Source organism: Rhizobium sp. CRRU65, from assembly GCF_048551595.1.
GTDB lineage: Bacteria > Pseudomonadota > Alphaproteobacteria > Rhizobiales > Rhizobiaceae > Rhizobium > Rhizobium leguminosarum_J.
In genome coordinates, this window is record NZ_JBLYZH010000004.1 from 145,318 (window position 1) to 170,679 (window position 25,362).

Sequence of the window (25,362 nt, forward strand, 5' to 3'; positions counted from 1 at the left end):
AAGACTTAAAGCGCATTGCATGAATTCGGTTCGATGCGATGCGCTTTAGTCAGCGCACCGCAGGCGCGCAGAAGGTGCCGTTTCTCTCCAGGCAGGTATAGCTCGCCCCGAAATGCGACTGCGCCCCGCCGCCGCCTTCGTGCACCACGACTGCCGAAAACGTGATCGCGAAGATCGCCGCAAACAGCGTGATGATGCTAAAGCGTCTTGCCAGAATATAGATGTTCATCCCCTTATCCCCGATACGCAACTCTATCGTGACAAGAGTTTTGGCATGCGATGGCTGAACGGGTGCTGAGATGCCGGTTCATCAGCCGTTCAGCTTGCCGGACAGGCTCGGCCGACCGCCAGAGGCTTGGAGGCATGCCGCGTCGACATGCTTGGCGTTTTGGATGATGGCTGCGCAGGTGCGCTACGATACGCTTATAAGTTGGTTCGGCTATTCTTCGGCCGGCCAATCCCGCGCGGTATGGATCACACGCAAGATAACGACGCTTTCACGTCCCGCGATCGACCGCAGCTCATAAGAAATTATGTAGGGGAGCCGGGTGAGGGATTTTTCATAAGTGCCAGCTACTCGCCCTGGCCGACCGGTTGCAAATTCCCCAAGTTTCTTGCCGGCTTCCTCGATGGCGTCCACGACCCTTTCGGCCGCATCGGGGCTGTCCTTCGCGATGTAACGCAGAATTTCCAGATTATCTTGGTGTGCTTCCTTCGACCAAAGAACCGGCCTCATCCGCGCGGGGTCTTCCTGCGCTTGGCATCTTCGATGACCTCACGCATTTCGGCGACAGCCTGCTCGTGCGGTATAACGCGCCCAGCTTCCGCATCGGCCATGCCCCGCTTGATACCCTCGATGATTTCAAGCTCGCGCTCCACATAGGCCGCTACGGCCTCGCCAGCGAGGAACGATTTGCTGCGGTGCGTATCGGCGGCAATCCTGTCGAGCTTTTCTTTTACGTCGGGGCGGACCCGAATCGTCATGGTCGTGCTGCCGGCCATTTCGAAAACTCCTGTGTTGAACTGTGTACAATCTAACACATGTCGGCCTTGCCAGCTATCCCCCGCGTTCTCTCAGAGCCGCGTCCAGGTCTGAGACTTGCAAAGGATCTTCATCACGCAGCCCTGCATCCTTAGCGAATTGCCGGAAACCTTGCCCGCGCCGCTATAGGTCTTTTCGGCGGCCGGGTCGGTGATCTCGCCGGCATAGCTGCCGCCGGTTCCAGCAAGCGTGCCGATCTTCCGGCCGGCATATTTACCGGTCTTCAGCGTCACGCAATAACTGCCGCCGCAGGATGCGATCACCGCCGTATCACCGGCGGCCGTCTTCCAGCTGCCGACGATCGGCTCCTCGGCATGCGCGATACCCGCGATCACTGTTATGGCGCCGGCGAGAATGAAGCTGCGGATCATCTTTTCCTCCATGATGTCCCTGTTCGGCCGTGAAAATAACTGACGCGAACGTAAAGGTAAATAAGGTCAATCACTATCATGCTGACTGCTGAAAAACGGGAGAAAAAGCTATGCGGCGAGCGTTCAAAGAGATCGCCTCCTGATTTCATGATGAACGATCCGTTTATTTTCAAATCTGAATCTTTCGTAAAACCCGCTCGAAAATCCTTAATTCGCAGGGAGTCCGATGTTTAACGAAAATCCAATTTTACCAAGTGTTTGCACTTTGTTTGTCTCAAATTAATCATGCATTTTAGGCGTTTTTTGAAAGCCGTTTGGCATAGTGAACCCATCAAACGAGCGGGGCAAACCCGCCGGACCGAAAGGGCCGCAATCCGCGATAGACGGCAAGGCCTAGAGGTAAAACAGGGTCAGTCATAAACAGGCTAACAGGGATAAAACCGATGGCACGCTTTGAAATGCACAATGCTGAAACGGCCACCATGGGTGGCGACAACAACAGCGCCGATGTCTTCTGCGAAATGGGTCTGATGTATGCGACCGGCCGCGGCTGCGAAGTCGATCTCGTTGCAGCCCACAAATGGCTGAACATCGCCGCAATCAAGGGCAACGACCGCGCCGCCGAGCTTCGTGCCGACGTGGCCGCCGCCATGGACAAGATGCAGCTCGCAGCAGCGCTGCGCGCCGCCCGCGAGTGGATGACGGTTCACTAAGACCGTCTCCGATCAGGAATTCGACAAGAGCAGCAATAACAACCTCAAAAAGAGGGGGCAGGCGGGGCGCTTTGGACGGGGCCGACGCCGGGAGAAGAGAACCGCGACCGGATTTCCTCCACCGGCCGCGGTTCTTCTGTTTTATCGGCCGATCTTTTTCAGAACCTGCGGCAGAGCCTGTTCGAGCAGCGCCATATCCGTCTCCGGCCCGACGCTGATGCGGATGCAGCGGTTGAGGGGCGCCACACCAGGCATGCGGATGAAGACGCCGTGCTCTATCAGGCCGTCGACGATCGACCGTGCATAAGAGCCGTCGCGCCCTGTGTCGATCGCCACGAAATTTGTTGCCGAGGGCAGGGGGACGAGGCCGTTCGCCCGGGCGATGCCGCCGATCCGCTCCCGCGCCGCATGGATTTTCCCGACCACCTCGACGAGATAGGCCTGGTCCTTCAGCGCCGCGAGCGCTGCAGCCGTTGCCAGCCGGTTCATGCCGAAATGATTGCGGATCTTGTCGAAGGCCTGCGCCGTGCCTGCCGTCGAGATCACGTAGCCGGTGCGTGAGCCGGCAAGCCCGTAGGCCTTGGAGAAGGTGCGGGTGCGAACGACGTTCGGCATTTCGATCAGCGAGGAGACCGACGGCAGCGAACCTGATGGTCCCGTCTCGCTATAGGCCTCGTCGAGCACCATCAGTGTCGTCTCGGGCAGCGAACGGGCGAAAGCGACGATGCTGTCGGCATCCCACCAGCTTCCCATCGGATTGTCAGGATTGGCGAAATAGACGAGCGGTGCGTTCTCGCGCTTCACCGCATCGAGCAGCCCGTCGAGATCCTCGCGGTCGTTTGCGTAGGGAACGGTCACCAGCCGGCCGCCGAAACCGGCGACGTGGAAATTGAAGGTCGGATAGGCGCCGAGCGAGGTAACGACGGGCGCGCCCGGCTCGATCACCAGCCGGACGATCTGGCCAAGCAATTCGTCGATGCCGCTGCCGATGGCGATATTGGCGGCCGAGACGCCGAGATGGGCGGCCAGCGCTTCCCTGAGCGCGAAATTCTCCGGGTCATTGTATTTCCAGATATTGCCGGCCTCTTCGCGCATCGCTGCAAACACGGAAGCGGCTGGGCCGAAGCCGTTCTCATTGGCGCCGATGCGTGCCGAAACGGCAAGTCCGCGCTGGCGCTCGATCGCCTCGGGGCCGACGAAGGGGACTGTGGAGGGCAGGGCGCTGGCAAGATGTGTAAAGCGCGAAAAGGCGGACATGCGACGGCAGTTTCCCGGACATAATGACAATTGGCGAAACAATAGGCCCGGGCACGGCCAACGCAAGCAAGATTATTTCCGCAACGACTCGGCCTGTTCAGGCGCGGAAGATCGGCGCGCGTCGGGCAGCGATTGCTTCCATGTTGCCGACAAGGAAATCGGTGCGGACGACGCGGCGCAGAACCTCGGGGTCCATGATGTTGATGAACCGCACCCCGATGCGTTCCTTATGGCGATAGACCTCGGCGCAGCCGATCCGGTAGGCGAGGCCGAGAATGTTGAGATAATAATGCTTTGGCAGGCCGGCCGTGGTCGAGACGATGAAGGTGGCGCCGCCCTGGGAGATATCGATGATCTCGGCGCTTCGCATGGAGACGCCTGTGAGGCACGGCCGGACGGCGACAATGCGGGCTGGCCGTTTGACACTGAATTCTTCCCAGCGCAGGTCGTAGACAGCGGACTTGACCGTGGCAAGGTGTGTGGCGCGGAGCATAGTCATTCACATTCTCCGTCAGACGGGGCACATTTGGGGTCTTGATCGCGAGCAAGCTGGGGTCTTGCTCGAACCAAGGTCACATGAATGTTTTGCACATTCGTCAAATATAAAATGACAATTTTAACGAGTTTAAACTTTGTGCCCAAGCGGGACGCCCGATGTTCATAATCGGGACGCGGGCTTTCATCTCCAGGCTCCCGTTTCAGCCAAAAAATCTGACGGCGAGATATCCGCCGGCGGCAGTCAGCGCCGTCAGGGCCGTGCCCCAGACCATGTCGACCAGGCTCATGGCGAGCGGCCAGTTGCGAAGCGTAGCGAGATTGGTGATGTCATAAGTGCCATAGGCCGCCAGTCCCAGAATGGCACCGTGGAGAAACGCGGTGGCGATCGAGCCCGCCGACAGCGCCGGCAGCACGGCAAGCACAACCACCGCGGCGGCGAAGAACAGGTAGAACAGTGCGCCGACCGCGAGATTAGGCGAGGGCAGCATCAGCGCTCCCAGCTGATCGCGATAGAAGTTGCGGGCAATGAGGCCGAGCCATATCCCGTCGCAGACGAGAAGAGTGAGAAAGGTGCCGGCATAGGCGAGCAGTGATGTCTTCATCGTCAATCTCCCGAGCTTGGCCTTTCTACGCAGCAAGGGCCGACCGGATCGCCGCCCGTGCGATTTCGGTGCAATTTTCCCGAACTCTTTCAATGGCCGAGCGTTGTGCCTTGATCGATGAAGCACGGCGCGCTTCGAATGACGACAGCGAGGAGTTGAAGATGACTGATGTCAAAATCCCTTGGGAATCATGGGTTGTGGTCTGCGATGGAGCCAAGGCTCTGATCATGCAGAATGCCGGCGATGCCCAACTGGTGAACCTGAAGGTGCTGGAAACCCTGACGCAGCCGAGCGCGCCGGATCGCGAGATTGGCGCCGATAAGCCTGGCCGAACCCATGCTGCGAACGGACTGAGCGGCAGCGCTGTCGAGGAGACCAGTTGGCAGGATCAGGCCGAAGCCGAATTTCTGAAACAGGTAGCGGTAAAGCTCGACGAGTTGGTACAGGAAAAGAAGGCCCGTCGCATCGTCCTCGTTGCACCGCCGAAGGCGCTTGGCGCGCTGCGGCCCGCGCTCCGCGCCGATACGCAGGCGATGATCACCGCGGAAGTGGCGAAAGACTATACCAATATGCCGGTCGACGAGATCGAGCGGCATCTCGCCGCCTGAGCCGACAAAAACCTAACTATTAGGGAACGCGGGTCGAATGGCCCGCGTTTTCTCATGCCGTTGCGTCAAGCCGATGATCTCTGCCCGGAAAACAGCTCTTCATGATCGGCAAAGAGCGCCGCCAGACGGTCGATGACGATCCTGACCTCTGGCCGTTGCCGTTCGTCGTCATGCGCGACGATCCACATCTCGTAGGTCAGCTCGTCGATCACAGGCCCGGCGCGGACGAGCCTGCGCTCCTGATCCCCAATGAAACAGGGAAGCACCCCGCGGCCGGCACCGCCGCGGATCAGGTAAAAGAGCATATGCGGCGTGTTCGTCCAGCTGGTGATCCAGGAATCCGGCTGTTCGAACGTCCATTTGTCCGCTGGCGTGATGGCGGTATCTGTGCCGAGCGAGATCCAGTTGCAGTTTTTCTCGTCATAGCCGGCCGCCTGATAAGCCGCATGCGCCACCTTGACCGAACGGCGGATCGCGACGTTGCCGCTCTCCGGCCGGCTGTGGCGAATGGCGATATGCGCCTCGCGATAGGTGAAATCGACGCTCGTGTCGCAGGTCTTGTAGCACATGCGGAAGCTGTCCTTCGGTGTCCAGACGCTGGCCAGATGGTCGGCGACGAAGCGCGAGGTCCAGCTGTCGGCGGCCGTCGAGACGATCGGCAGTGTCAGCACCTCGCCGCGCCAGTCGGAGATCGCACGCGCTGCATCCTGCATCAGCCGGACGCGATCGAGCAACTCCTGCCCGTCCTTGGCGAGCAGATAACCGGTGGGGCCGCGGCTGAACAGCGAGCGGCCGGTCACCCGTTCGAGCGCCAGCATACGCCGGCCGATCGTCGGTGCGCTGAGCCCGGTGCGCGTCGCCGCCGCCGAAAGCCCGCCGCCGGTCGCAACATGGAAGAAAAGCTGCAGGTCGTCCCAGCTCGCATCTTTCATGGATGAAAACCCCCTTTCCCCAGCGCCTCTACATCGGAAGGGCGCGAAGGCTTAGCTCAAGTGCTCCAGCAATAGATGGAGGATGAAGCAATGGATCTCAACTGGGTTATTCTCTTCAGGGAAATCGAAATCTGCAATCGCCGAATCCGCCGCGATCGCTTTGCCGATCCGCTCGCCGATCCGCTTGATCGTCCGGAATGGCGTGGATTTCTCTGGACCGTTTCGATCATCGCGCGTCTTGTCGCAAGACGGGCTGCAGAAACAAAGGTGCCGTGCCGCGATGATTCGCGGATCGGAAAAAGCCTCAGGTTTCGAAGTTCAATCGCAACACGTGGTGCAGGAATTCCGGATTGATCAGCATGTTGAAGCTGATCGTCACCAATTCACCTTCGCGCTTGACCACGGTCGCACCGATCTCGTCATGGATGCCGAGGATTTCGAGGAAGAAATGGCTCGGCATTTCCAGGTTCGGGCTGACTTCGAGCAATGCGCCGGCAAGCGTGATCGTGCGGATCAGGCAGCGCACCTGCGTTCCGGTGCTGAGGTGATGGCCGACGAAGATGATGTTGCCGGGCCTGTCGAGATTGAATTCCCTGTAGGCACGTTCCGGCTTGGGGTGTTCTGTGTCGAGGTGCATCTGAAAGGCCCTTTTAGCCTCCGCTTGTAATACGACAGGATATTACGTGAAGAATGCTGACATTTGCTGAAGAACATCGTTAAAAATTGAATGCTTATGTGACCGCTGCGGGAAAATCGCACCGATTTCGTGCAGATTTGCCCCAAAGTTGCGCATTCCCAAGGCAGATGCGCCATTCTTGACATGTCGGCGGCGTTCGCGCATACAAAGGCCGGTTCGAGGCACCGGCCGCTCGCGGATGAAAATCCATGGTGAAGTCCTCGCGATCATGGTCACGGCCCTTTGTGCATGCTGACTGGCGGCAATGCGAGCTCCCATCCACAGTCGAAGAGCATGCCTTGCGAAGGCTCACGCCATGACGACGACCTATCCTGCCATTGAAGAATTGAAGGCTCAGGCCAAGCGCCTGCGCCAGGCGATGAACGATCGCGGCACCCCGCTGACCCACAGTGCGGCTCTGGAAATGATTGCCCGCCAGCACGGTGTACGCGATTGGAACACGCTCGCGGCCCTTGCGGCAAAGCCCAATGCCAGCCCGAAGACACCGCTCTTCGTCGGCGCGCATATTCGCGGCCGTTATCTCAATCAGCCGTTCACCGGCGAAGTCCTGGCGCTTTCGGCCCTGCCGGGCGGCGACCTTCACAGGATCACCATCCATTTCGACGAGCCGGTGGATGTCGTCACCTTCGAGAGCTTTTCAGCCTTTCGCCGGCGTGTGAACGCGCAGATCGATGCCGACGGCGTGTCGCCGAGGAAGACCTCGAACGGCGTGCCGCATTTGGTGCTCGATCTCTAGATTGTTTTGTCCTTTTGAGGCCGTCCGGATCCAAATGATTTAGCCGGATCGGGCCCTGCCTCCTATCGCACGGATTTCTCCATGACCGATCTTTCCGAAGGCAATGCCTTTCTCACCGGCTGGCTGCCGGGCGTCTTCATCAAAACGGCGGCACCGATCGTCGCGATCACCACCGTCAACGGCCTGTTCACGGTCGTCGACGCCTATTTCCTTGGCGCCTATGTCGGCCCGGATGCGCTCTCTGCCGTCAGCCTGATTTTTCCCGGTTTGATGCTGCTGGTCGCCCTGCAATCGCTGGTCTCGAACGGTATGGCGAGTATCCTCGCCCGCCGGCTCGGCGCCGGCGATCGTCAAGGCGCGCGTCGGGTGTTTGCCGGCGCGCATGCGCTGGCGCTCGCCGTCACCCTCATCCTCAATCTGGTCTACTGGATCGTTGGCCGACAGATCATCGATGCCGGTGCTGCCGGCAATGCTGCCGTGGCCGATGGCGCCATGCTGTTCATGGGCGCGATGATCGCCTGTGCGCCGATCAGCTTCTTCCTGTCGCTGCATCTCGACGGGCTGCGCTGCGAAGGCAAGATCGGTTTCATGACCTTGGTGATGCTGTCGGCCTCGCTGCTCAACATCTTCGCCAACTGGCTGTTCATGGCGGTGATGCATTGGGGCGTGCTCGGTTCGGCAGCCGGCTCCATCGCATCGCAATGCGTCTGTCTCGCAGCCGTGCTCGCCTTTCGCTGGCGCCGGCCGGCGGCACTAAGGCCGTCTCCGGGGTTGGCTCTTGCCGAATGGCGCGGCATCGTCGCCTTCGGCGCGCCGATGAGCCTCGGTTTCATCGGCATATCGCTGGCCTCGGCCGCCATTCTGATCAACATCTCTCTCTGGAGCGAACATGACTATGTCGCGACGGTGGCCGCCTACGGCATCATCACCCGGATCATGACCTTCACCTATCTGCCGCTGCTTGGTCTCAGCATCGCGCTGCAGACGGTCGCCGGCAACAATCACGGCGCCGGCCTCCGGCTCCGCGTCGGCCGCAGCCTGCAGATCGCCATGCTCGCCGCACTCGTCTATTGCACCCTGGTGGAGATCATCGTCGAGCTGCTGGCCGGCCGCCTCGGCGCCGTCTTCGTCGCCGATCCCGCGATCATTGCCGAGGTCAGGCGAATTCTGCCCTGGACGATCGGCGCCTATTTTCTCTTCGGGCAGATGATGATCCTGTCATCCTATTTCCAGTCGATCGGCGATGCGCCGCGTGCGGCGATCTTTGGCCTGTCGCGGCCCTATCTGCTCACCCTGCCGCTTACCTTCCTGCTACCCTTCGTCTTCGGCGAACAGGGGATCTGGATGGTGCCGGTCTTTGCCGAGGCAGGCATGTTCATCCTTGCCTTCCTGGTGCTGTCGCAGAACGCCAAACGCCGGGGCTGGCGGTACGGGCTTCTGCCCGTCTAAAGCAATTCCAGCAAAACGGTGCAACGGTTTGCGTCCGGAATTGTGCAGAATAAAGATATAGACGCAAAAGCCGCGCCGGGAGCGCGGCTTTTGCCTGATATCGTCTATTCCTTGCCGCTCGAAGCGGCCGTTGTCGCGGCTTCCGCCTCATTCAGCGCCTCGGCGCATTCCTGGCAGCAGACCTCGACAGTCTTGCCGCCGAGCTTGACGGTGATGGTCTCCGCACCGAGTTCGCAGTCGCAGGCGGCGCATGTGGTCTTCTTCATCTGATGATCCTCCGTTGATCGTCCCGCGATCGGGACAGGCTGATAAGATCATTGAAGTCCGCATTGCCGCTGTCGAAATCTTTAGCGATCGACCCCCCGCATAATTCCTTAAATTGGGATCGATTTAAGGAATTATGCGGGGATTCAAAGTGCTACAGCGTCCTTGCGGCTCTCGAAAAGACCCGCGGCGCTGTAGGCTTTCACTAGCGCCGCAGCTGCGCCGCGCGTTGGAATTCGGCCGGAGTCTGCCCGAAAGTCTGCTTGAAGGAAGCGCTGAAATGGCTGTGGCTGGAAAAGCCGAGGTCGAGACCGAGCGCGGTCAGATCCTCATATTGGCCAAGCAGATCGAGCGCGCGGGCAAGCCGCAGCCGCAGCTGGTAGCGGTAAAGTGGCGTCGCCTCGACCTGCTGGAAGACCTGCGTGAGATAAACCGGCGAGACGCCCACTTCGGTGGCGATTTCCGAAAGTGTCCAGCGCCGCGCGAGATCGGAGGAGAGCACCAGCTTTGCCCGGTCGACGAGCTTCTGTCGGCCGGCGCTGGCGCCCGCCGCATGCGATGTGCGCTCGCCGAGCGAGCGGCGCACCAGCGTCAGCGCCAATATTTCCGCTTCCAGCGTTTCGGCGACGTTGCGGCTGAGACCATGACGCAGGAGAGCGACCAGCGCCTGCGCGCGCGGATCGATCCGCCGGCGCTGGCGGCGAAAGGCAAAGGGCGGGCCGGGCTGCGCCTGCTCCTTCGGCGTGAGCTCTTCGAGCATGGATTCGTCGATCGCCAGATCGATGCAGGCATCGCCACCCTCGATTGGGTGGCTGATCCGGTATCCCTGGCCGGCATTGAAGAACAGAACCTGATTGGCTTCGGCCACCGTATCATTGCGGCCGACATGCCGCATGAATACGCCGCGATAGGGATAGACGAGGCTCGTCTTGTGAGCGCATTCCTCGTCGCTCTTGTGGCGGCATTCGCCATTGCAGACGATGTCACGAATGGTGACCGTCTTCGTTTTCAGGAGCGGCGCTGTTGAAAACTGCGACATTGCATCTTCCGGGTCAGACAGGCCGCCCGATGAGGCGACCTAGCGGCACAATATCACGCTTAAGTTTCAGCAGCGACTGTAGACATGGACGTCGCTTTCGGTCTGCCCCCTGGAAAGGCCGATATCCTTCAACTGCTCGTCGGACAGCTCCATCAGAGCATTGCAGTTGCGCCGTTCGTTCATTTTGCGCGCCAGCCACTGTGCTGCGGTGACTATAGCAAGGAACAGGCCGGGCCGCATATTGCGGGCCGAGATTGTGGAATTCGAGCTATGCATTGTGATCCTCCATCCGTGATTGGATGGAGGCAGTGAACCATCAGCGGCGGTTCCGCGCTGTCAGATTATTTAGCGATCGAACGCGACGCTTACGCTTTCAGCAGCCACTCGTGCTCGGCGGCATTGTGGAATTTCCAGATCCGCTGCGGTCCGGCCATGACGTTGAGGTAATAGAGGTCGTAACCATGGCAGGCGGCGCAGGGGTGATAGCCTTTCGGCACCAGCGTCACGTCGCCGTCCTCGAGCGCCATCGCTTCGTCAAGGGAGCGATCGTCGGTGTAGACGCGCTGGAAAGCGAAACCCTGCGGCGGGTTGAGCCGATGATAATAGGTCTCTTCCAGGAAGCTCTCGTTCGGCAGGTCGTCCTGGTCGTGTTTGTGCGGCGGATAGGAGGAGGTGTGGCCGCCTGGCGTAATCACCTCGACGACGAGCAGTGAATGCGCCGAACTGTCGTCTTCCGGCATGATATTGTTGACGTAGCGCACATTCGTGCCCTTGCCGCGCGTCACCTGCGGATGCGTGCCGGGCGGGATTTCTTTCGCCTGATAGGTGCCGCCGCCGGGTGCGGAGCAGACGGCGAGCTCCAGATCGGTCTCCGCCGTCACCGACCACGTCGATTCCATCGGGATGTAGAGCGCATGCGGCGCACCTTCGAACGGGTTCATGCGGCCGCCGAGCGTGCCGAAATCCTTGGTGCCGGCAGACGCTTTGCCCTTGCCGGTCACCCAGACGAGGCAGACTTCGCGATCACCCGTCTCTCCCGAAACGGTCTCGCCCGGCTTCATCCGATGCAGATCGAAGCCGACATAGGTCCAGCCGGCGTTTTCCGGGGTGACATGCGTGACGCGGCCATACGTGCCTGATGGTTTCACCTTGAGATTTGGCATTGGTGTTTTTCCTCGTAAGTTGGAAAATTCCCCTCCCCAACCCCTCCCCACAAGGGGGAGGGGCTAACCTGCCGTGCTGTCTCGCCCATATTACGGCCTTCCTTTTTTCAAGGTGGCCGGCATCTGGTGCGGGGCGGTGCCTCAGGTTAAGTCCCTCCCCTTGTGGGGAGGGGTTGGGGAGGGGTCTTTTGCTCCCGCTATCCCTTAGGAAAGCCTTCCGTTTCCACGGTATAGCCCGCAGCCGTCATGACGCGCATCAACTCGGCGTGACCGATCTCGGCCATTTTCTGCGGCGGAGCCTTGCGCGGATCCTGTTCGGCCTCGACAACGAACCAGCCTTCATAGCCGTGATCGGCCAGCCGCTGGACGATGGCGCCGAAATCGAGCGAGCCGTCGCCCGGCACCGTGAAGGCGCCAAGTGCCACCGCATCGAGGAAGGACTGCCGGCTGCGATCCAGTCCATCCACCACAGGTTTGCGGATATCCTTGACGTGAACATGGTTGATGCGGGCGTGGTGGTTCCCAATGGCGCGCAGCACGTCGCCGCCGGCAAAGGCGAGATGCCCGGCATCGAGCAGCAGCGGGATGCCTTCGCCCGAATGGCGCATGAAGGCGTTGAGTTCCGGCTCGGTTTCGACGACGGCCGCCATGTGATGGTGATAGGAAAGCGGCATGCCCTGCTCGGCGCACCATTCTCCGAACCGTGTGACGCGGTGCGCATAGGCCTTCATCTCGTCATCGGAAAGGCGAGGCTTGGTCGCGAGCGGCTTGGAGCGGTCGCCCTGGATGGAACGGCCGACTTCGCCATAAACGATGCAGGGCGCGGCGACGGCCTTGAACAGTTCGATCATCGGCGCGATGCGGTCCTTGTTGGCGGCAAGCTCCTCGTCAACAAGCGTGCCCGAGAACCAGCCGCCGCACAGCGTGACGTCGGCTGCACGGAGAATCGGCAGCATCACCTTTGGATCGTCGGGAAAGCGGCGGCCCTTTTCCATGCCGGTAAAGCCGGCACCGCGCGATTGCCGCAGGCATTCCTCCAGGGACACATCGTCGCTGAGCTCAGGAAGATCGTCGTTCCACCAGGCGATGGGCGACATGCCGAGTTTGGCCTTCATCAACATTCTCCTTAAAAGCATTGCGGAAGAGCTCTGCTCTTCCGAAAAAATGATAGCGATAGATCAGCCGATACGCTGGGCGGCGCGTGCTTCGACATAGCCCTTGCGCGCTTCGTTGACCTCTTCGCGCGGGCTGACCTCCGGCACCGCGACATCCCACCAGTGGCCGCCGGCCTCCGTGGTAATAAGCGGATCGGTGTCGATAACGAAGACCGAGGTGCGATCGTTCTTCCTCGAGTCGGCGATCGCCTGCTCCAGCTCGGCGATCGAGGCGACCTTGACGGCGATGGCGCCCATGCTTTCGGCATGCGCGCGGAAATCGATCTCCGGCATCACCTCGTGGTAGGAGTCCTTCAGCAGATTGTTGAAGTTGGCGCCGCCGGTTCCCATCTGCAGCCGATTGATGCAGCCATAGCCGCGATTGTCGAGCAAGACGATGTTGAGCTTGAGGCCGAGCATGACCGAGGTGGCGATCTCGGAATTCATCATCATGTAGGAACCGTCGCCGACCATGACGACCACATCCCGTTCGGGACGCGCCATCTTGGCGCCAAGCCCGCCGGCGATCTCGTAGCCCATGCAGGAAAAGCCGTATTCCATGTGATAGCTGCCCGGCGCCGTCGCCGGCCAGAGCTTGTGCAATTCACCGGGAAGGCCGCCGGCAGCGCAAAGCACCGTCGTATTCTCACCGCCGATCGTGCGCGCCACCGCGCCGATCACCTGCGCATCGGAGGGCAGGGCGGCATTGGTCGTCGCCATTGCCCTGGCCGCAGCCTCCATCCAGACCTTCTTTTCCGCAGCCGCCTTCTCGGTGAGGGCGGCCGGCGCCTTCCAGCCCGAAAGTCCGGCCGAAAGCGCCTTCAGCCCTTCGCGGGCATCTGTCACCAGCGGATAGCTGTCGTGCTTCACCGCGTCATAGGCGGCGATATTGAGGCCGATCATCTTCAGGCTGTCATTCTTGAACAGCGCCCAGGAGCCGGTAGTGAAATCCTGGCAGCGCGTGCCGACGGCGATAACGAGATCCGTCTCTTCGGCGATCGCATTCGCCGCCGACGTGCCGGTGACGCCGACCGAGCCGAGTGCCAGCGGGTGGGTCTCGTTGATCGCCGACTTGCCGGCCTGGCTGACGACGACGGGAAGGCCGTGGGCCTCGGCAAAGGCGGTAAGCTCCTTCGTCGCCTGCGAATAAAGCACGCCGCCGCCGGCAACGATCACCGGCTTCTGCGACGCCTTGATCAGCGCGATGGCATTCGCCAGCTCGTCTGCATCCGGCTGCGGCCGGCGGGTCGTCCAGACTTTTTCATCGAACAGGCTTCCCGGATAATCGAAGGCTTCTGCCTGAACGTCCTGGCAGAGCGACAATGTCACCGGGCCGCAATCCAAGGGGTCGGTCAGGACCTGCATGGCGCGCTTCAGTGCCGCGATGATCTGCTCGGGCCGGGTGATGCGGTCGAAATAGCGCGAAACCGAACGGAAGGCATCATTGGCTGAAACCGTGCCGTCGCCGAAATCCTCGATCTGCTGCAGCACCGGATCCGGCGCGCGGTTGGCGAAGACGTCGCCCGGCAGGAAGAGAACGGGAATACGATTGACATGCGCCACGCCGGCGGCCGTCACCATGTTCAGCGCGCCGGGGCCGATCGAACTCGTGCAGGCCATGAAGCGCGTGCGGAAATTCGCCTTGGCATAGGCGATCGCGGCATGCGCCATGCCCTGTTCGTTGTGAGCGCGATAGGTCGTCAATTCATCGCGCACCTGATAGAGCGCCTCGCCGATGCCGGCGACGTTGCCGTGACCGAAGATCGCCCAGACGCCGCCGAAGATCGGCACTTTCTTGCCGTCGACGATCGTCATCTGTACCTTGAGGAAATGCGTGACGGCTTGCGCCATCGTCAACCGTATCGTCTTGCCCATCGGGTCCTCCCGCAATCTTTCTTTTCGCGCTTTTCCCTCCCCAACCCTCCCCACAAGCGGAGGGGTTAACTTGCCGGGCTCCCTTCATTCTCGCCGCAACGTCTCCTCCAATGGGAAGCTTGCTGATGGCGTGAGGCGGTGCCCGGGTTAAGTCCCTCCCCTTGTGGGGAGGGGGTGGGGAGGGGTCTTAATTCTAAGTCTACTGATGTCCGCGGGTCTTCAGCCACGCCTCTGTCAGTTGCCGGAAGCGGCCGGCCATATCGGCGATCGCTTCCTCGTCGTTCATTTCGCCCGAAAGCCAGGCGCGCGCCGGATCGGCAAAGATCGTCCGGCCGACGGCGAAGCCCTTCACGGAGGGGGCAGCCAGCGTCGCCTCGAAGCAGGAGATCAGCTCGTCGGCGGGCGCCTCGAGCCCCAGCAGCACGATACCGCGGCACCATGGATCATTTTTGGCGATCACCGCATCGATCTTTTTCCAGGCCTCACGGGATGCTTGCGGCTCCAGCTTCCACCAGTCCGGCTTGATGCCGAGCGCATAGAGCTCCTCCAGCGCGGTCGCGATGGTATCGTCGGTCAGCGGACCGTTCTTGCCGGCGATGATCTCCACCAGCAGCTCGCGGCCAACCTTGCGGGAGGCCTCGAACAGAGTGCGCAGCTTCTCCTGCTGCTCCGTCTTCAATTCAGCCGGATCATCAGGATGATAGAAACACAGGCACTTGATGCAATGATTGAGCGGCCATTCGACGAGCTGCGAGCCGATATCCTGGCTGAATTCGAAGCGCAGCGGCTTCGAGCCCGGCAATTCCACCGGCCGGCCGATCCAGGAGAAATTCTTCGTCGCCGCATCGAAGAAAGCGTCGCGGCCGAAGCGTTCGTCGATCAGCATGCCGTAGCCGTCGCGGCCATTCGAAACCCGCGCCGCCGCCGCGACCGCCAGCCGCTTGAAGGCGACGATCTTCTCGTGGCCGACGCCGAGTTCATCGGCGACGCTGACGAGCTGCGAGCGGTGGTCGATCGCCAGCGCCATCAAAAGCGGGATTTCGCCGCGCCGGGTCGATGCCCAGTGGATATGGTTGATCGCCTCGTCCTTGCGCAGCGCCCGGTGTTTGCTTCCGGTCGTCAGGAAGAAGTCGAGTTCGGCCCAGGTCGGATATTCCGGCGAGCAGAGCAGGCGGGAGACAGCGAAGGCGCCGCAGGCATTGGCCCAGGTCGCACAGGTCTTCAGCGGCTCGTCGCGCAGGAAGCCGCGCAGGAAGCCCGACATGAAGGCATCGCCGGCGCCGAGCACGTTGAAGACTTCGATCGGGAAACCCTGGCCGATGATGCCGGCTTCCAGATCGTCGGCAATCGGCCCGTCATAGACGATGCAGCCCATGGCGCCGCGCTTGAGCACGATCGTCGCCGGCGACAGGCGGCGAATCTCCTTCAGCGCGCCGAGCACGTCGTCGGCGCCGGATGCGATCAGGACTTCTTCTTCGGTGCCGACGATGAGATCGCAGTCGGGCAGCGTCTCCTTCATCTTCGAGGAGACTCGGTCGGATTTCACATAGCGCTCGAAGCCTTCCGCATGCCCGGCAAGGCCCCAGAGGTTCGGTCGGTAATCGATGTCGAAGATCACCTTGCGGCCGTTCGCCTTGGCGATGCGGATAGCCTTGCGTTGCGCGGCTTCGGTATTCGGCCGTGAGAAATGTGTGCCGGAAACGAGAACGGCGCGCGACGATCTGATGAAATTTTCGTCGATATCGCCTTCATCGAGCGCCATGTCGGCGCAGTCCGAGCGATAGAAGATCATTGGCGACACGCCCTCGGCCTCGACCGCAAGCAGCACCAGCGCCGTCAGCCGCTCCTTGTCGGTGATGATGCCGTCTGTGGCCACACCTTCGCGCGCCGACTGCTCGCGGATGAAGCGTCCCATCTGCTCGTCGCCGACGCGGGTGATGAGGCCGGATTTGAGGCCGAGCCGCGCCGTGCCGATGGCGATATTGGCGGGGCAGCCGCCGACGGACTTGGCGAAGGAGCCGATATCCTCCAGCCGCGAACCGATCTGCTGGCCGTAAAGATCGACCGAAGAGCGGCCGATGGTGATCACATCAAGCGCCGGCTCCGGCTGTGAATCCGGATTCGATTGTACCATGATGTCCTCCCGCTAGATTTTGCGCGGCTTCCAGTGCCTGCGAATTTTCAATAATGAAACATCGGTTCCGATATTTTGTCAATTCGGAATGTTTATTCCATTTTGCCTTTTACAGGTTTTGACGGCTGATCCTTGCGCCGCCGTTCAGCGATTGCAACCGGTAATGCCATGGTGAGCGCCATCGAGGCCGAAAGCGAGCGGAAGCCGGCGAAATCGGCCTCCGCCACCTCGAACCAGTGCGTGGCGCAGGCGGCAAGCGGCGAGAAGGCCGAATCGGTGATCGCAATGACGGGAACGCCGCGATCGGCAAGCTCCTGGCTCTGGCTGAGGCTGTCGGCCGCATAGGGCGAGAAGCTCGCCGCGATCGCTGCATCCTTCGGTGTTGCGAACTGCACCATTTCAGGGTCGACGCCGTTCGGCGAGGCGACGATCTGGTGGCGGATGTTGAGCTTAGAAAAAGCGTAGGTCATGTGCGCCGTCAGCGGGTAGGAGCGCCGTTTGGCGATCAGGTAGATCGTTTCGGCGTTGGCAAGGATATTCACCGCTTTGGTGAAAGTATCGCTCTGCACCGTTGCGGCCAGCCGGTTGACCGACTGATTTGCCGCGGCAATGAAGCCGGAGAGCAGATTGGCGTCCTCATCGTCGCCGCTCGATTGCTCCAGCGTGACGAGGCGCTCTTCGTAGCTCAGCGTCCGGTCCCGCAATCTTTCGCGAAAGATGCTCTGCAGGTCGGAAAAGCCTCCATAGCCCAGATGATGCGCCAAGCGCACCAGCGTCGAGGGTTGGACGTCGGAGGCCGCCGCGATGCTCGCCGTCGTGCCGAAGGCGATCTCATCGGGATTGCCGAGCGCGAAGGCGGCGACCTGTGCCAGCCGCTTCGGCATGCTTGCCTTGCGCTCGATGATGGTGCTGCGCAGGCTTTCGAAATCGCGCGGTACACGCGCGTGCCTCTGGGGATCGTTATCCATGCTTGCGGCTCACGAGATGAAACAAATATTCCATATTATCGAACATAAACGATTTCAAACGACACGGCTAATTGTTTTTAATCCCCTGTAATTGAAGGCTTTTGGACAATCTCTTCGCGAAGAACGCAGAAATGCCTGTGAGTAGGTCCCTTGTCAAAATGATCCAAATATTCCAAAAATCCGCGCGCAGCTCTGGAGGAGACGGAAATGAAGCCACTCGGCATCGGTTTGATCGGCACCGGTTATATGGGCAAGTGCCATGCATTGGCGTGGAATGCAGTAAAGACGGTGTTCGGCGATGTCGAGCGTCCGCGTCTCGTGCATCTGGCCGAAGCCAATGCTGGGCTTGCTGAGACTCGGGCCGGTGAATTCGGCTTCGAGAAGGCAACGGCCGACTGGCGGGCGTTGATCGCCGATCCCGAGGTCGACGTCGTCTCCGTCACCACGCCCAATCAGTTCCACGCCGAGATGGCGATTGCTGCCCTTGAGGCCGGCAAACATGTCTGGTGCGAAAAGCCGATGGCGCCGGCCTATGCCGATGCCGAGCGCATGCTGGAAACGGCGAAGAAATCCAGCAGGGTTGCCGCCCTTGGCTATAATTACATCCAGAATCCCGTCATGCGGCACATCAAAACGCTGATTGGCGAAGGCGCCATTGGCACAGTCAATCATATCCGCGTCGAGATGGACGAGGATTTCATGGCCGATCCCGATGTCTTCTTTTATTGGAAGAGCGAGCTTTCCGCCGGCTACGGCGCGCTCGACGATTTCGCCGTGCACCCGCTGTCCCTGCTCTGGTATCTCTTCGGCCATGTCGAGGCCGTTATAACGGATATGGTGAGGCCCTATGCCGATCGCCCGTTGAGCGAGGGTGGCCGCCGTGCCGTCGAAAACCACGATGGCGCCAACGTGCTGATGCGGCTTGGCGGTGGCATCTCCGCCGTGTTGATGGCGAATCGCGCCGCCTGGGGTCGCAAGGGCCGGATCGCCCTGCAGATTTACGGCTCGAAAGGCTCGATCGTCTACGATCAGGAGCGGATGAACGAATTCGAACTCTATCAGGCCGACGGCCGCGGCTCCGAACAGGGTTTCCGCAAGATACTGGCGGCACCCGCCCATCAGCCTTATGATCGCTTCATCCCGGCGCCAGGCCACGGCCTCGGCTTCAACGATCTGAAGATCATCGAATGCCGCGAGCTGATCCGGGCAATATCAGGCGAACCGTCGTCGATTGTGACATTCGAAGACGGTCTCAGGATAGAAAAGTCGGTGCATGCCATGGCACAGTCCTTCCACGAGCGTCGCTGGATCGAGATCGGCTGAATGTAAGAGGCCGCTTTCCGTTGACGGGGCGTGGGCTACTGCATAATCCATGAAATCGGGATCGATTTCAGGGATTATGCAGAAACTCAAAAATGCGACTGCGTCCTTTGCGCGTCTGAAAGACACGCGGCGCTGTCGGGAATAGGCCTTGGCGTGGTTGTCGGGCGCAGCTTCAGGAGCGAGATCGTGACGGATAGACTGGTGATCATCGGCGCGGGACAGGCCGGTTTCGCATTGGCAGCCAAGCTGCGTGCGTTGAAGGATACGCGCCCGATCACCCTCATCGGAGCAGAGGACGTCGCCCCTTATCAGCGCCCGCCGTTGTCGAAGAAATACCTGCTTGGCGAAATGGCCTTCGACCGCCTGCTGTTCCGCGCCGAGCACTGGTATGCCGACAATGACGTCGACCTTCGCCTTTCGACTTGGGCCGAGCAGATCAAGCCGGACAGCAAGCAGGTCCTGCTGCAGGACGGCTCCGTTCTCGATTACGGCACGCTGGCGCTCGCCACCGGCTCGACGCCGCGCCGGCTGCCGGCCGCGATCGGCGGCGATCTCGAAGGCGTCTATGTCGCCCGCGACAAGCGCGATGCCGATCTGCTGGCCGAGGAGATGCGCCCCGGCCGCCGTGTTCTGATCATCGGTGGCGGTTATATCGGCCTCGAGGCGGCAGCCGTTGCCCGCCATCGCGGTCTGGAAGTCACTGTCATCGAGATGGCCGACCGCATCCTGCAGCGCGTCGCGGCGAAGGAGACCGCCGACATCATGCGCGCGATCCATGAGGCCCACGACGTGGTGATCCGCGAAAAGACAGGGCTCAAGCATCTGATCGGCAAGGATGGCCGCGTCACCGGCGCCGCACTTTCCGACGGATCAGTCATCGACATCGATTTCGCCGTCGTCGGCATCGGCGTCGCGCCGAACGATCAGCTTGCCAAGGAAGCCGGCCTCGAAGTCGCCAACGGCATTGTCGTCGACGAATTCGCCCGCACCTCCGATCCGGCGATCTTTGCCGCCGGCGATTGCGCCGCTCTTCCCTGGCAGGGTGGTCGCATCAGGCTCGAATCGGTGCAGAACGCCGTCGACCAGGCCGAGGCAGCCGCAGCCGTCATCGCCGGCGGCAGCGAGCCTTATGTACCGAAGCCGTGGTTCTGGTCCGACCAGTATGACGTCAAGCTGCAGATCGCCGGCTTCAATCTCGGTTATGACGAGACGCTGCTGCGCCCCGGCACCCGCGAAGGCGCCCATTCAGTCTGGTACTTCAGGGAAGGCCAACTGATCGCCGTCGATGCGATCAACGACGCGAAAGCCTATGTGACCGGCAAAAAACTGCTGGAATCCGGTACCAACCCCGATAAATCGATTCTCGCCGACCCTTCTGCGGACCTCAAGAGCCTGCTCGGCTGAGCTCGGCTTGTTCATCGACGAGAACGAAGCGCGATCAAATTCCGCGGATTGCGGCAGGAAACGCTGTCGGTTTGCGTAACCAGCCGAATTGCAGCTCGCTGCATTTCTTCTGGTGAAAACTCAAAAAACCCTTGCATTCACAGACCGGTCGCCATAGTTAGGCCGCACCGGAGAGGTGGCCGAGTGGTCGAAGGCGCTCCCCTGCTAAGGGAGTATACGTCAAAAGCGTATCGTGGGTTCGAATCCCATCTTCTCCGCCATTCCGATTTCCTGAGCACGCGTCGATCGTTTTTCTGGCAGGGAATCATTTTCGCTTAGTCGGCTAGGCCGGGCGACAAAAAAATCTCTCTGCCTCGAGCGAGAGAATCGCCTGCGGGAATCACCTCCCGCGCTCAAGCCACCGGCAGGGGCGAAAGCGGATCGGTGCATGTCCGGTTACGCTTCCGGCAATCATGAATCCCCCGCAAGTGCCGCATTTTGTCAAAAAAGTGTCTCGAAAGTGTCGTTAGGCGCATGTCCAATTCTTTGTTGGGCCGACCTAAGCCTCCGCAAAATCAGGGTTTTCTTAACAAAGCATAAAGGAAACCGGGGCCGGCTGCCCGACTTGTGTCCTTTCAGCAACAGAATGTCGGGAAGGCTTCCTCAAATGCCCTATCTACACAAGTTGGTGATTGCGTGACGGCTTCCGTCTTGTATTTTCAACCTCGGAAGCAAGGGCGACTGATCGTCCACTTCTTGAAACACGGGGATGGGGCAGGGAACGCTGCTCAGCGAAAGATCCCAAACCCGATCGAAACTTTGAATTGGAGGTCATTTATGAACATCAAGAGCCTTCTTCTCGGCTCCGCTGCTGCTCTCGCAGTAGTTTCCGGTGCTCAGGCTGCTGACGCTATCGTTGCTGCCGAGCCGGAACCGGTTGAATATGTTCGCGTCTGCGACGCTTACGGCACCGGCTACTTCTACATCCCGGGCACCGAAACCTGCCTGAAGATCAACGGCTACATCCGTTTCCAGGTCAACGTTGGCGAAGACATCGGCGGCGATTCTGACTGGGATGCAACGACCCGCGGCCAGGTTCAGTTCACGGCCAAGAGCGACACCGAGTATGGTCCGCTGACCGGCGTCATCGTCATGCAGTTCAATGCTGACAACGCCACCGATCAGGCTGCCAAGCTCGACTCCGCTTACCTCGACATCGCGGGCTTCCGCGCTGGTCTCTTCTACAGCTGGTGGGACGATGGCCTCTCCGGCGAAACCGACGACATCGGCTCGCCGGTCACGCTGCACAACTCCATCCGTTATCAGTACGAAACCGACTCCTTCTACGCTGGCATCAGCGTCGACGAACTCGAAGACGGCTTCTACAAGACGGACGAAGAAGCCAACAACGTTGGTGTTGCAGTCGGTCTCGGCGGCAAGGCTGGTGCATTCAGCTACCAGATCACTGCAGGCTACGACGTCGACAATGAAGACGGTGCTGTCCGTGCAATGGGTACGGTTGACATCGGTCCTGGTACGCTCGGCCTCGCTGCCGTATACGCTACCGGCCCGAGCTCCTACTACACCAAGGCTGAATGGGCTATCGCTGCCGAATACGCTATCAAGGCAACCGACAAGCTTAAGATCACCCCTGGTGTCCAGTACTACAGCAACTACTACGTTGCTGGCGACGACTTCAGCGACAACGAAGCTTGGAAGGTCGGTCTGACGGTTGATTACCAGATCGTCGACAACTTCTACGCCAAGGCTTCGGTTCAGTACCTCGATCCGGAAGATGCTGACGACTCCACGACGGGCTACTTCCGCCTGCAGCGTTCGTTCTAATCTGATCTGACTTCGGTCAATCAGGAAAGCCCGGCTCTCGAGCCGGGCTTTTTGTATTTGGACGAATGGCCCATTGTGCCAGTTGACCAGTGTCGATCAGGTTTATCGGCGGGTGGCGAGAAAAGCTCGAAGTGCTGTCGGGATATTGCCGAGATGCGGGAGCGGGGCATGTCCTTGCCCTTCGGCAGCATGTCGGATCAAGCCCGGATGCCGCCGTGCCATTTCACCGGCGGTTTCCTGTGAAAGCAGCGACGTATTGTCACCGCGGATCAGCATCAGCGGCAACCGGCTCAGGCTTTCGAATTGCTCCCAGAGATCAGGCAGCGGCTGGCTGAAATCGATCGATTTGAGCGCCTCCGCGATCGCCGGGTCGAAATCGGCGACAGGCCTTCCATCGATATCGCGATAAAGGGCAAGCGCCATCTCGCCCCAGTCTTGCTCTGTAAGCGCGGTAAACGACGCGCCATGATTTTCCTTCAATATAACGGCCGCCTCGTTCCAATCCGCCGGCTTTCGACCGCTGTTGAGGTAATCGCGGATCCGCGCCAGCCCCACAGCCTCAAGCACAGGCCCGATGTCGTTGAGGATGACAGCCTCGAGAAGATCCGGCCGTGTCGCCGCGATCAGATGCAGGATCAGCCCGCCCCGCGACGTGCCGATGAAGATCGCCCGCTCGATGCCGAGTGCTGCGCAGGCGGCAATGACGTCGCCGGCTTCGATGGCGAGATTGTAGTTCGCCTTGTTCTCATCCCATGCCGAGTTTCCCCGCCCGCGCGAATCGAGTGCAACCACCCTGCGCGGCACTTTTGTGTCTCGGGAAAGAAGCAGTGCAAGCGGATGAAAATCCCGCGTATTGCGGGTCAGGCCGGGCAGACAGATCACCGGCATCCGTCCGGCGGTCGCCGCCCGGTCGGACAGGTAATCGCGGGCATGAAGCCTCAACCCATCAGAAGAAGTGAAAAATCGTTCCTGAAAACCGCCTTCATCCGTATCCGGCATCGCATCCCTCGAGACCTGTTTGATCCCGAAGATGTAGCTTGCTTTTCGAGCCGCGCCAAACGGCTTCAGGAGGCGCTGCGTCCGCCGATCAGGTCGCGCTCGATATCGGTGGACTGGCCGAGACGGGCTTTATAAACTTCGTAATTCTCCATCACCCGCTGCACGTAGTTGCGCGTTTCGGGGAAGGGGATGCGTTCGATCCAGTCGACGATCTCGTCGATCGGCCTGCCGCGCGGATCGCCGTAACGGCCGATCCACTCCGGCACCCGCTTCGGCCCGGCATTATAGGCGATGAAGGTGAGGATATAGGAGCCGCCGAAGGCATCGATCTGCTCACCGAGATAATGCGCGCCGAGTGTCGCGTTATAGCCGGCATCGGCCGTCAGCTTGTCCTTGGAAAAGGCGATGTTGTGGCGCTTGGCCACCGCCTGGGCTGTCCCCGGCAGAAGCTGCAGCAGGCCGCGCGCGTTCGCCGCCGAAACGGCGGCCGGGTTGAAGGCGCTTTCCTGCCGGGCGATGGCATAGGCGAGTGCCTTGCCGGAACCTGTTATATTGGCGTTCGCCGGGATCACGCCGACCGGAAAGGCAAGCGCTGCGACATCGATGCCGCGCCCATAGGCGATCTTGCCGATCTGCAGCGAGAGATGATGATCGCCGGATTGCTCGGCCCGTGCTGCAAGGACGGCCAATTCGCCGGGGCTTTGCAGTTGGTCGGCGAGCGCGAGATAGAGAATGGCGGCTCGCCATCCATGGCCGGCGGCCTCCAGTCGGGCGATCGCCTGCACGGCTTCGCGTGCCTGGAAGCGCTGCCGGTCGGCCGTGCTCGGTGCGGGATAGGTGACATCAAGCGTCTTTCGCCCCAGCCTTTCGGCCGCGAGCTGGCCATAGAAGGTGCCGGGAAAATTCGCCGCCTTCGCATAGAATTCGCTGGATTTGCCGGGGCCTCCGGCCTCCGCTGCTCGTCCCAGCCAATACCAGGCGCGTGAAACCGAGATCGGCCCGTTTGATGTCTGGAGGATCTTGCGGAAGTGTCTTTCCGCCGTTTCCGGGTCCTGCAGGCCGCGAAGTGCGTACCATCCGGCATGGAATTCAGCCTCGACGATATCCGTCGGGCTCGTTGCCGCGTAGTTTGCGACGATGCGATAGGCAGGCTTGAATTGTCCCTGGTCGACGAGGCCACGGCTGACGATGCGCTGCTCGTTCCACCATTCGCCGGAATTGACGAGTTCGCTGCGCTCGGGCGGCATCTGCTCCAGAAGCGCTGCCGCCTCGGTATATTTGTCCTGCCTGCGCAGATACTCGATCCGCGCAAACAGCAGGCCGGCATCGCCCCGCCATTTTGCATCGACGGCGTTGAGCAGCGCGCCGGCATTGCCGGCTTTGGCGTCAACGGCAGCCCAGGCCGTATAGAGCGACTGGGCCTGGCCCATGTCGCCGAAGCGCTTGGCCTGCGCCACCCGGCCGCGATACATCAGATAGTCCATCCGCGCCTTGTGGTCGGCAGGCGTCAACAGCGCGGAAAACTCGATGAGGATCTTGTCCTCGGTCGCCTTGTCGAGAGCCTCCTCGCGCCAGACCTTGCGGATATATTTTGCCGCCTGCGCCTGCTTACCTGACGCAACCAGCGCCCGGCCGAGAATGACGGCGCCCTGCATCGTCTCAGGCGCGGTATCGCCGAAGGCGGCGAGCACGGCGGGAGGGGCGGGATTTTCGTCATAGATCGCGCGTTCGGAATAGGAACGCAGCCGCGAAAGACCCGGCCAGCCCTTGAGTTCCTGTGCGGCGCTTGCGATTTCATAGGAGGGAACGCCCTTCAATCCGGAAACGGCGATCGCCCAGGTGAGGATATGGCGGTCGAGCGTCTCGTTGCGCATGCGGTCGCGGATCGAAAGCGCCAGCTGCGGGTCTTTGTCGGAAAGCGCATCGAGGCCGGCTTTCAGGTCGCCATTGACAGGCGCGATGGCCGGATTCCGCGGAATGGCGCCCGTTGTAATCGATTCCGGTAAGGCTGTCTCGGGAATGAAGCCAAGCGGCTTGACGGCAGGCATGGAAGCGCTCTCGCCGGGAAGCGGCGACGCAACACTGCTCCACGCGGCGGCAATGAAGCCGAAGGCGGAGAGAATCAGGACAGCTTTCTTCATCCGGGATCTCGCAACGAAAACACGCCCTGCCATTTGGCTAGAGGCATCTTAACGAAACCTTACCGTACCAGGTAAAATTCATTCACATCTGCTATCGGAATTTGCCCTAAACCGAACTCTGCGCGCTTGTCGCGATGATTTCGGCGCTCTATGGTGCGCAACTCTTATT

General features: G+C 60.7%; 27 protein-coding genes and 1 tRNA gene. 9 read left to right on the forward strand and 19 right to left on the reverse strand.

From position 1 onward, the window contains the following. Positions 1 to 49: 49 nt before the first annotated feature. From ACM5SV_RS09680 to ACM5SV_RS09695, 4 genes are all read right to left on the reverse strand, one after another. Positions 50 to 229 carry a hypothetical protein gene (locus ACM5SV_RS09680; protein ID WP_012756756.1) on the reverse strand — a complete coding sequence of 60 codons (180 nt, stop codon included), beginning with the start codon at positions 227 to 229 and terminating at the stop codon, positions 50 to 52. A gap of 210 nt (positions 230 to 439) precedes the next feature. Next, positions 440 to 736, reverse strand: coding sequence for a type II toxin-antitoxin system RelE/ParE family toxin (locus ACM5SV_RS09685; RefSeq protein ID WP_012756757.1), 297 nt, complete (start codon positions 734 to 736; stop codon positions 440 to 442). After that, a complete protein-coding gene (locus ACM5SV_RS09690) occupies positions 733 to 1,002 on the reverse strand; it encodes a CopG family ribbon-helix-helix protein (RefSeq protein WP_012756758.1) in 270 nt (89 codons plus the stop codon). The genes ACM5SV_RS09685 and ACM5SV_RS09690 overlap by 4 nt, the downstream gene beginning before the upstream one ends. 72 nt (positions 1,003 to 1,074) lie before the next feature. Beyond that, entirely contained in the window at positions 1,075 to 1,413 is a 339-nt protein-coding gene (locus tag ACM5SV_RS09695; protein WP_128439188.1) for a DUF2147 domain-containing protein, read from the reverse strand. A 443-nt stretch (positions 1,414 to 1,856) separates the two neighbouring features. On the opposite strand from ACM5SV_RS09695, the gene ACM5SV_RS09700 reads away from it, so the two are divergent. Next, on the forward strand, positions 1,857 to 2,126 hold the full coding sequence (locus ACM5SV_RS09700; protein ID WP_003546876.1) for a sel1 repeat family protein: 270 nt from the start codon (positions 1,857 to 1,859) through the stop codon (positions 2,124 to 2,126). Positions 2,127 to 2,267: 141 nt separating this feature from the next. On the opposite strand, the gene ACM5SV_RS09705 is transcribed toward ACM5SV_RS09700, so the two are convergent. From ACM5SV_RS09705 to ACM5SV_RS09715, 3 genes are all read right to left on the reverse strand, one after another. Next, positions 2,268 to 3,383 carry a pyridoxal phosphate-dependent aminotransferase gene (locus ACM5SV_RS09705; RefSeq protein WP_222014340.1) on the reverse strand — a complete coding sequence of 372 codons (1,116 nt, stop codon included), beginning with the start codon at positions 3,381 to 3,383 and terminating at the stop codon, positions 2,268 to 2,270. A 97-nt stretch (positions 3,384 to 3,480) separates the two neighbouring features. Continuing rightward, the gene (locus ACM5SV_RS09710) at positions 3,481 to 3,882 is read right to left on the reverse strand and encodes a pilus protein PilZ (RefSeq protein ID WP_003558031.1); all 402 of its coding nucleotides are present in this window, start codon (positions 3,880 to 3,882) and stop codon (positions 3,481 to 3,483) included. Positions 3,883 to 4,081: 199 nt separating this feature from the next. After that, positions 4,082 to 4,483, reverse strand: a complete 402-nt coding sequence (locus ACM5SV_RS09715; protein WP_222014339.1) for a DUF2177 family protein — start codon at positions 4,481 to 4,483, stop codon at positions 4,082 to 4,084. Between the two features lie 161 nt (positions 4,484 to 4,644). Between ACM5SV_RS09715 and ACM5SV_RS09720 the strand changes: the two genes are divergently transcribed. After that, positions 4,645 to 5,091, forward strand: a complete 447-nt coding sequence (locus ACM5SV_RS09720) for a host attachment protein (protein ID WP_128439185.1) — start codon at positions 4,645 to 4,647, stop codon at positions 5,089 to 5,091. Between the two features lie 65 nt (positions 5,092 to 5,156). On the opposite strand, the gene ACM5SV_RS09725 is transcribed toward ACM5SV_RS09720, so the two are convergent. Continuing rightward, complete coding sequence (locus tag ACM5SV_RS09725; protein WP_222014338.1) at positions 5,157 to 6,023, reverse strand: LysR family transcriptional regulator; 867 nt, start codon at positions 6,021 to 6,023, stop codon at positions 5,157 to 5,159. 90 nt (positions 6,024 to 6,113) lie between these two features. Here ACM5SV_RS09725 and ACM5SV_RS09730 point away from each other — a divergent pair, with 90 nt between their 5' ends. After that, positions 6,114 to 6,377, forward strand: a complete 264-nt coding sequence (locus tag ACM5SV_RS09730; RefSeq protein WP_113547140.1) for a hypothetical protein — start codon at positions 6,114 to 6,116, stop codon at positions 6,375 to 6,377. On the opposite strand, the gene ACM5SV_RS09735 is transcribed toward ACM5SV_RS09730, so the two are convergent. After that, positions 6,328 to 6,660 carry a hypothetical protein gene (locus ACM5SV_RS09735; RefSeq protein WP_003558042.1) on the reverse strand — a complete coding sequence of 111 codons (333 nt, stop codon included), beginning with the start codon at positions 6,658 to 6,660 and terminating at the stop codon, positions 6,328 to 6,330. The genes ACM5SV_RS09730 and ACM5SV_RS09735 overlap by 50 nt on opposite strands. 355 nt (positions 6,661 to 7,015) lie before the next feature. On the opposite strand from ACM5SV_RS09735, the gene ACM5SV_RS09740 reads away from it, so the two are divergent. Beyond that, the gene (locus ACM5SV_RS09740) at positions 7,016 to 7,456 is read left to right on the forward strand and encodes a glyoxalase superfamily protein (RefSeq protein ID WP_012756767.1); all 441 of its coding nucleotides are present in this window, start codon (positions 7,016 to 7,018) and stop codon (positions 7,454 to 7,456) included. A gap of 81 nt (positions 7,457 to 7,537) precedes the next feature. Further along, a complete protein-coding gene (locus ACM5SV_RS09745; RefSeq protein ID WP_222014337.1) occupies positions 7,538 to 8,905 on the forward strand; it encodes an MATE family efflux transporter in 1,368 nt (455 codons plus the stop codon). Positions 8,906 to 9,009: 104 nt separating this feature from the next. Here the strand turns inward: ACM5SV_RS09745 and ACM5SV_RS09750 are convergent, their stop codons facing one another. The 8 genes from ACM5SV_RS09750 to ACM5SV_RS09785 all read right to left on the reverse strand — a co-directional run bounded on the left by ACM5SV_RS09750 (position 9,010) and on the right by ACM5SV_RS09785 (position 17,502). Next, the gene (locus ACM5SV_RS09750; RefSeq protein WP_012756769.1) at positions 9,010 to 9,171 is read right to left on the reverse strand and encodes a hypothetical protein; all 162 of its coding nucleotides are present in this window, start codon (positions 9,169 to 9,171) and stop codon (positions 9,010 to 9,012) included. A 203-nt stretch (positions 9,172 to 9,374) separates the two neighbouring features. Further along, a complete protein-coding gene (locus ACM5SV_RS09755; RefSeq protein WP_012756770.1) occupies positions 9,375 to 10,208 on the reverse strand; it encodes a helix-turn-helix transcriptional regulator in 834 nt (277 codons plus the stop codon). Positions 10,209 to 10,274: 66 nt separating this feature from the next. Then, complete coding sequence (locus ACM5SV_RS09760; protein ID WP_012756771.1) at positions 10,275 to 10,484, reverse strand: DUF1127 domain-containing protein; 210 nt, start codon at positions 10,482 to 10,484, stop codon at positions 10,275 to 10,277. 89 nt (positions 10,485 to 10,573) lie between these two features. Next, positions 10,574 to 11,371, reverse strand: coding sequence for a 5-deoxy-glucuronate isomerase (gene iolB / locus ACM5SV_RS09765; protein ID WP_222014334.1), 798 nt, complete (start codon positions 11,369 to 11,371; stop codon positions 10,574 to 10,576). Positions 11,372 to 11,568: 197 nt separating this feature from the next. Further along, positions 11,569 to 12,486 carry a myo-inosose-2 dehydratase gene (gene iolE, locus ACM5SV_RS09770; RefSeq protein WP_026157298.1) on the reverse strand — a complete coding sequence of 306 codons (918 nt, stop codon included), beginning with the start codon at positions 12,484 to 12,486 and terminating at the stop codon, positions 11,569 to 11,571. Between the two features lie 63 nt (positions 12,487 to 12,549). Next, positions 12,550 to 14,400: a 3D-(3,5/4)-trihydroxycyclohexane-1,2-dione acylhydrolase (decyclizing) gene (gene iolD, locus ACM5SV_RS09775; RefSeq protein ID WP_419425180.1), complete on the reverse strand. Its 1,851-nt coding sequence runs from the start codon at positions 14,398 to 14,400 to the stop codon at positions 12,550 to 12,552. A gap of 199 nt (positions 14,401 to 14,599) precedes the next feature. Beyond that, entirely contained in the window at positions 14,600 to 16,534 is a 1,935-nt protein-coding gene (locus ACM5SV_RS09780) for a bifunctional 5-dehydro-2-deoxygluconokinase/5-dehydro-2-deoxyphosphogluconate aldolase (RefSeq protein WP_012756775.1), read from the reverse strand. 92 nt (positions 16,535 to 16,626) lie between these two features. Then, positions 16,627 to 17,502 carry a MurR/RpiR family transcriptional regulator gene (locus tag ACM5SV_RS09785; protein WP_222014332.1) on the reverse strand — a complete coding sequence of 292 codons (876 nt, stop codon included), beginning with the start codon at positions 17,500 to 17,502 and terminating at the stop codon, positions 16,627 to 16,629. Between the two features lie 207 nt (positions 17,503 to 17,709). Here ACM5SV_RS09785 and ACM5SV_RS09790 point away from each other — a divergent pair, with 207 nt between their 5' ends. The 4 genes from ACM5SV_RS09790 to ACM5SV_RS09805 all read left to right on the forward strand — a co-directional run bounded on the left by ACM5SV_RS09790 (position 17,710) and on the right by ACM5SV_RS09805 (position 22,053). Beyond that, positions 17,710 to 18,825 carry a Gfo/Idh/MocA family protein gene (locus ACM5SV_RS09790; protein WP_012756777.1) on the forward strand — a complete coding sequence of 372 codons (1,116 nt, stop codon included), beginning with the start codon at positions 17,710 to 17,712 and terminating at the stop codon, positions 18,823 to 18,825. Positions 18,826 to 19,011: 186 nt separating this feature from the next. Further along, the gene (locus tag ACM5SV_RS09795) at positions 19,012 to 20,229 is read left to right on the forward strand and encodes an NAD(P)/FAD-dependent oxidoreductase (protein WP_026157300.1); all 1,218 of its coding nucleotides are present in this window, start codon (positions 19,012 to 19,014) and stop codon (positions 20,227 to 20,229) included. 169 nt (positions 20,230 to 20,398) lie between these two features. Beyond that, a tRNA-Ser gene (locus tag ACM5SV_RS09800) sits at positions 20,399 to 20,489 on the forward strand. 556 nt (positions 20,490 to 21,045) lie between these two features. After that, complete coding sequence (locus ACM5SV_RS09805; protein WP_012756779.1) at positions 21,046 to 22,053, forward strand: porin; 1,008 nt, start codon at positions 21,046 to 21,048, stop codon at positions 22,051 to 22,053. 102 nt (positions 22,054 to 22,155) lie between these two features. Here ACM5SV_RS09805 and ACM5SV_RS09810 read toward each other — a convergent pair whose 3' ends face one another. Next, positions 22,156 to 23,052, reverse strand: coding sequence for an alpha/beta fold hydrolase (locus ACM5SV_RS09810; protein ID WP_222014330.1), 897 nt, complete (start codon positions 23,050 to 23,052; stop codon positions 22,156 to 22,158). A gap of 65 nt (positions 23,053 to 23,117) precedes the next feature. Continuing rightward, the gene (locus ACM5SV_RS09815) at positions 23,118 to 25,193 is read right to left on the reverse strand and encodes a lytic transglycosylase domain-containing protein (protein WP_222014328.1); all 2,076 of its coding nucleotides are present in this window, start codon (positions 25,191 to 25,193) and stop codon (positions 23,118 to 23,120) included. Between the last annotated feature and the right edge of the window lie 169 nt (positions 25,194 to 25,362).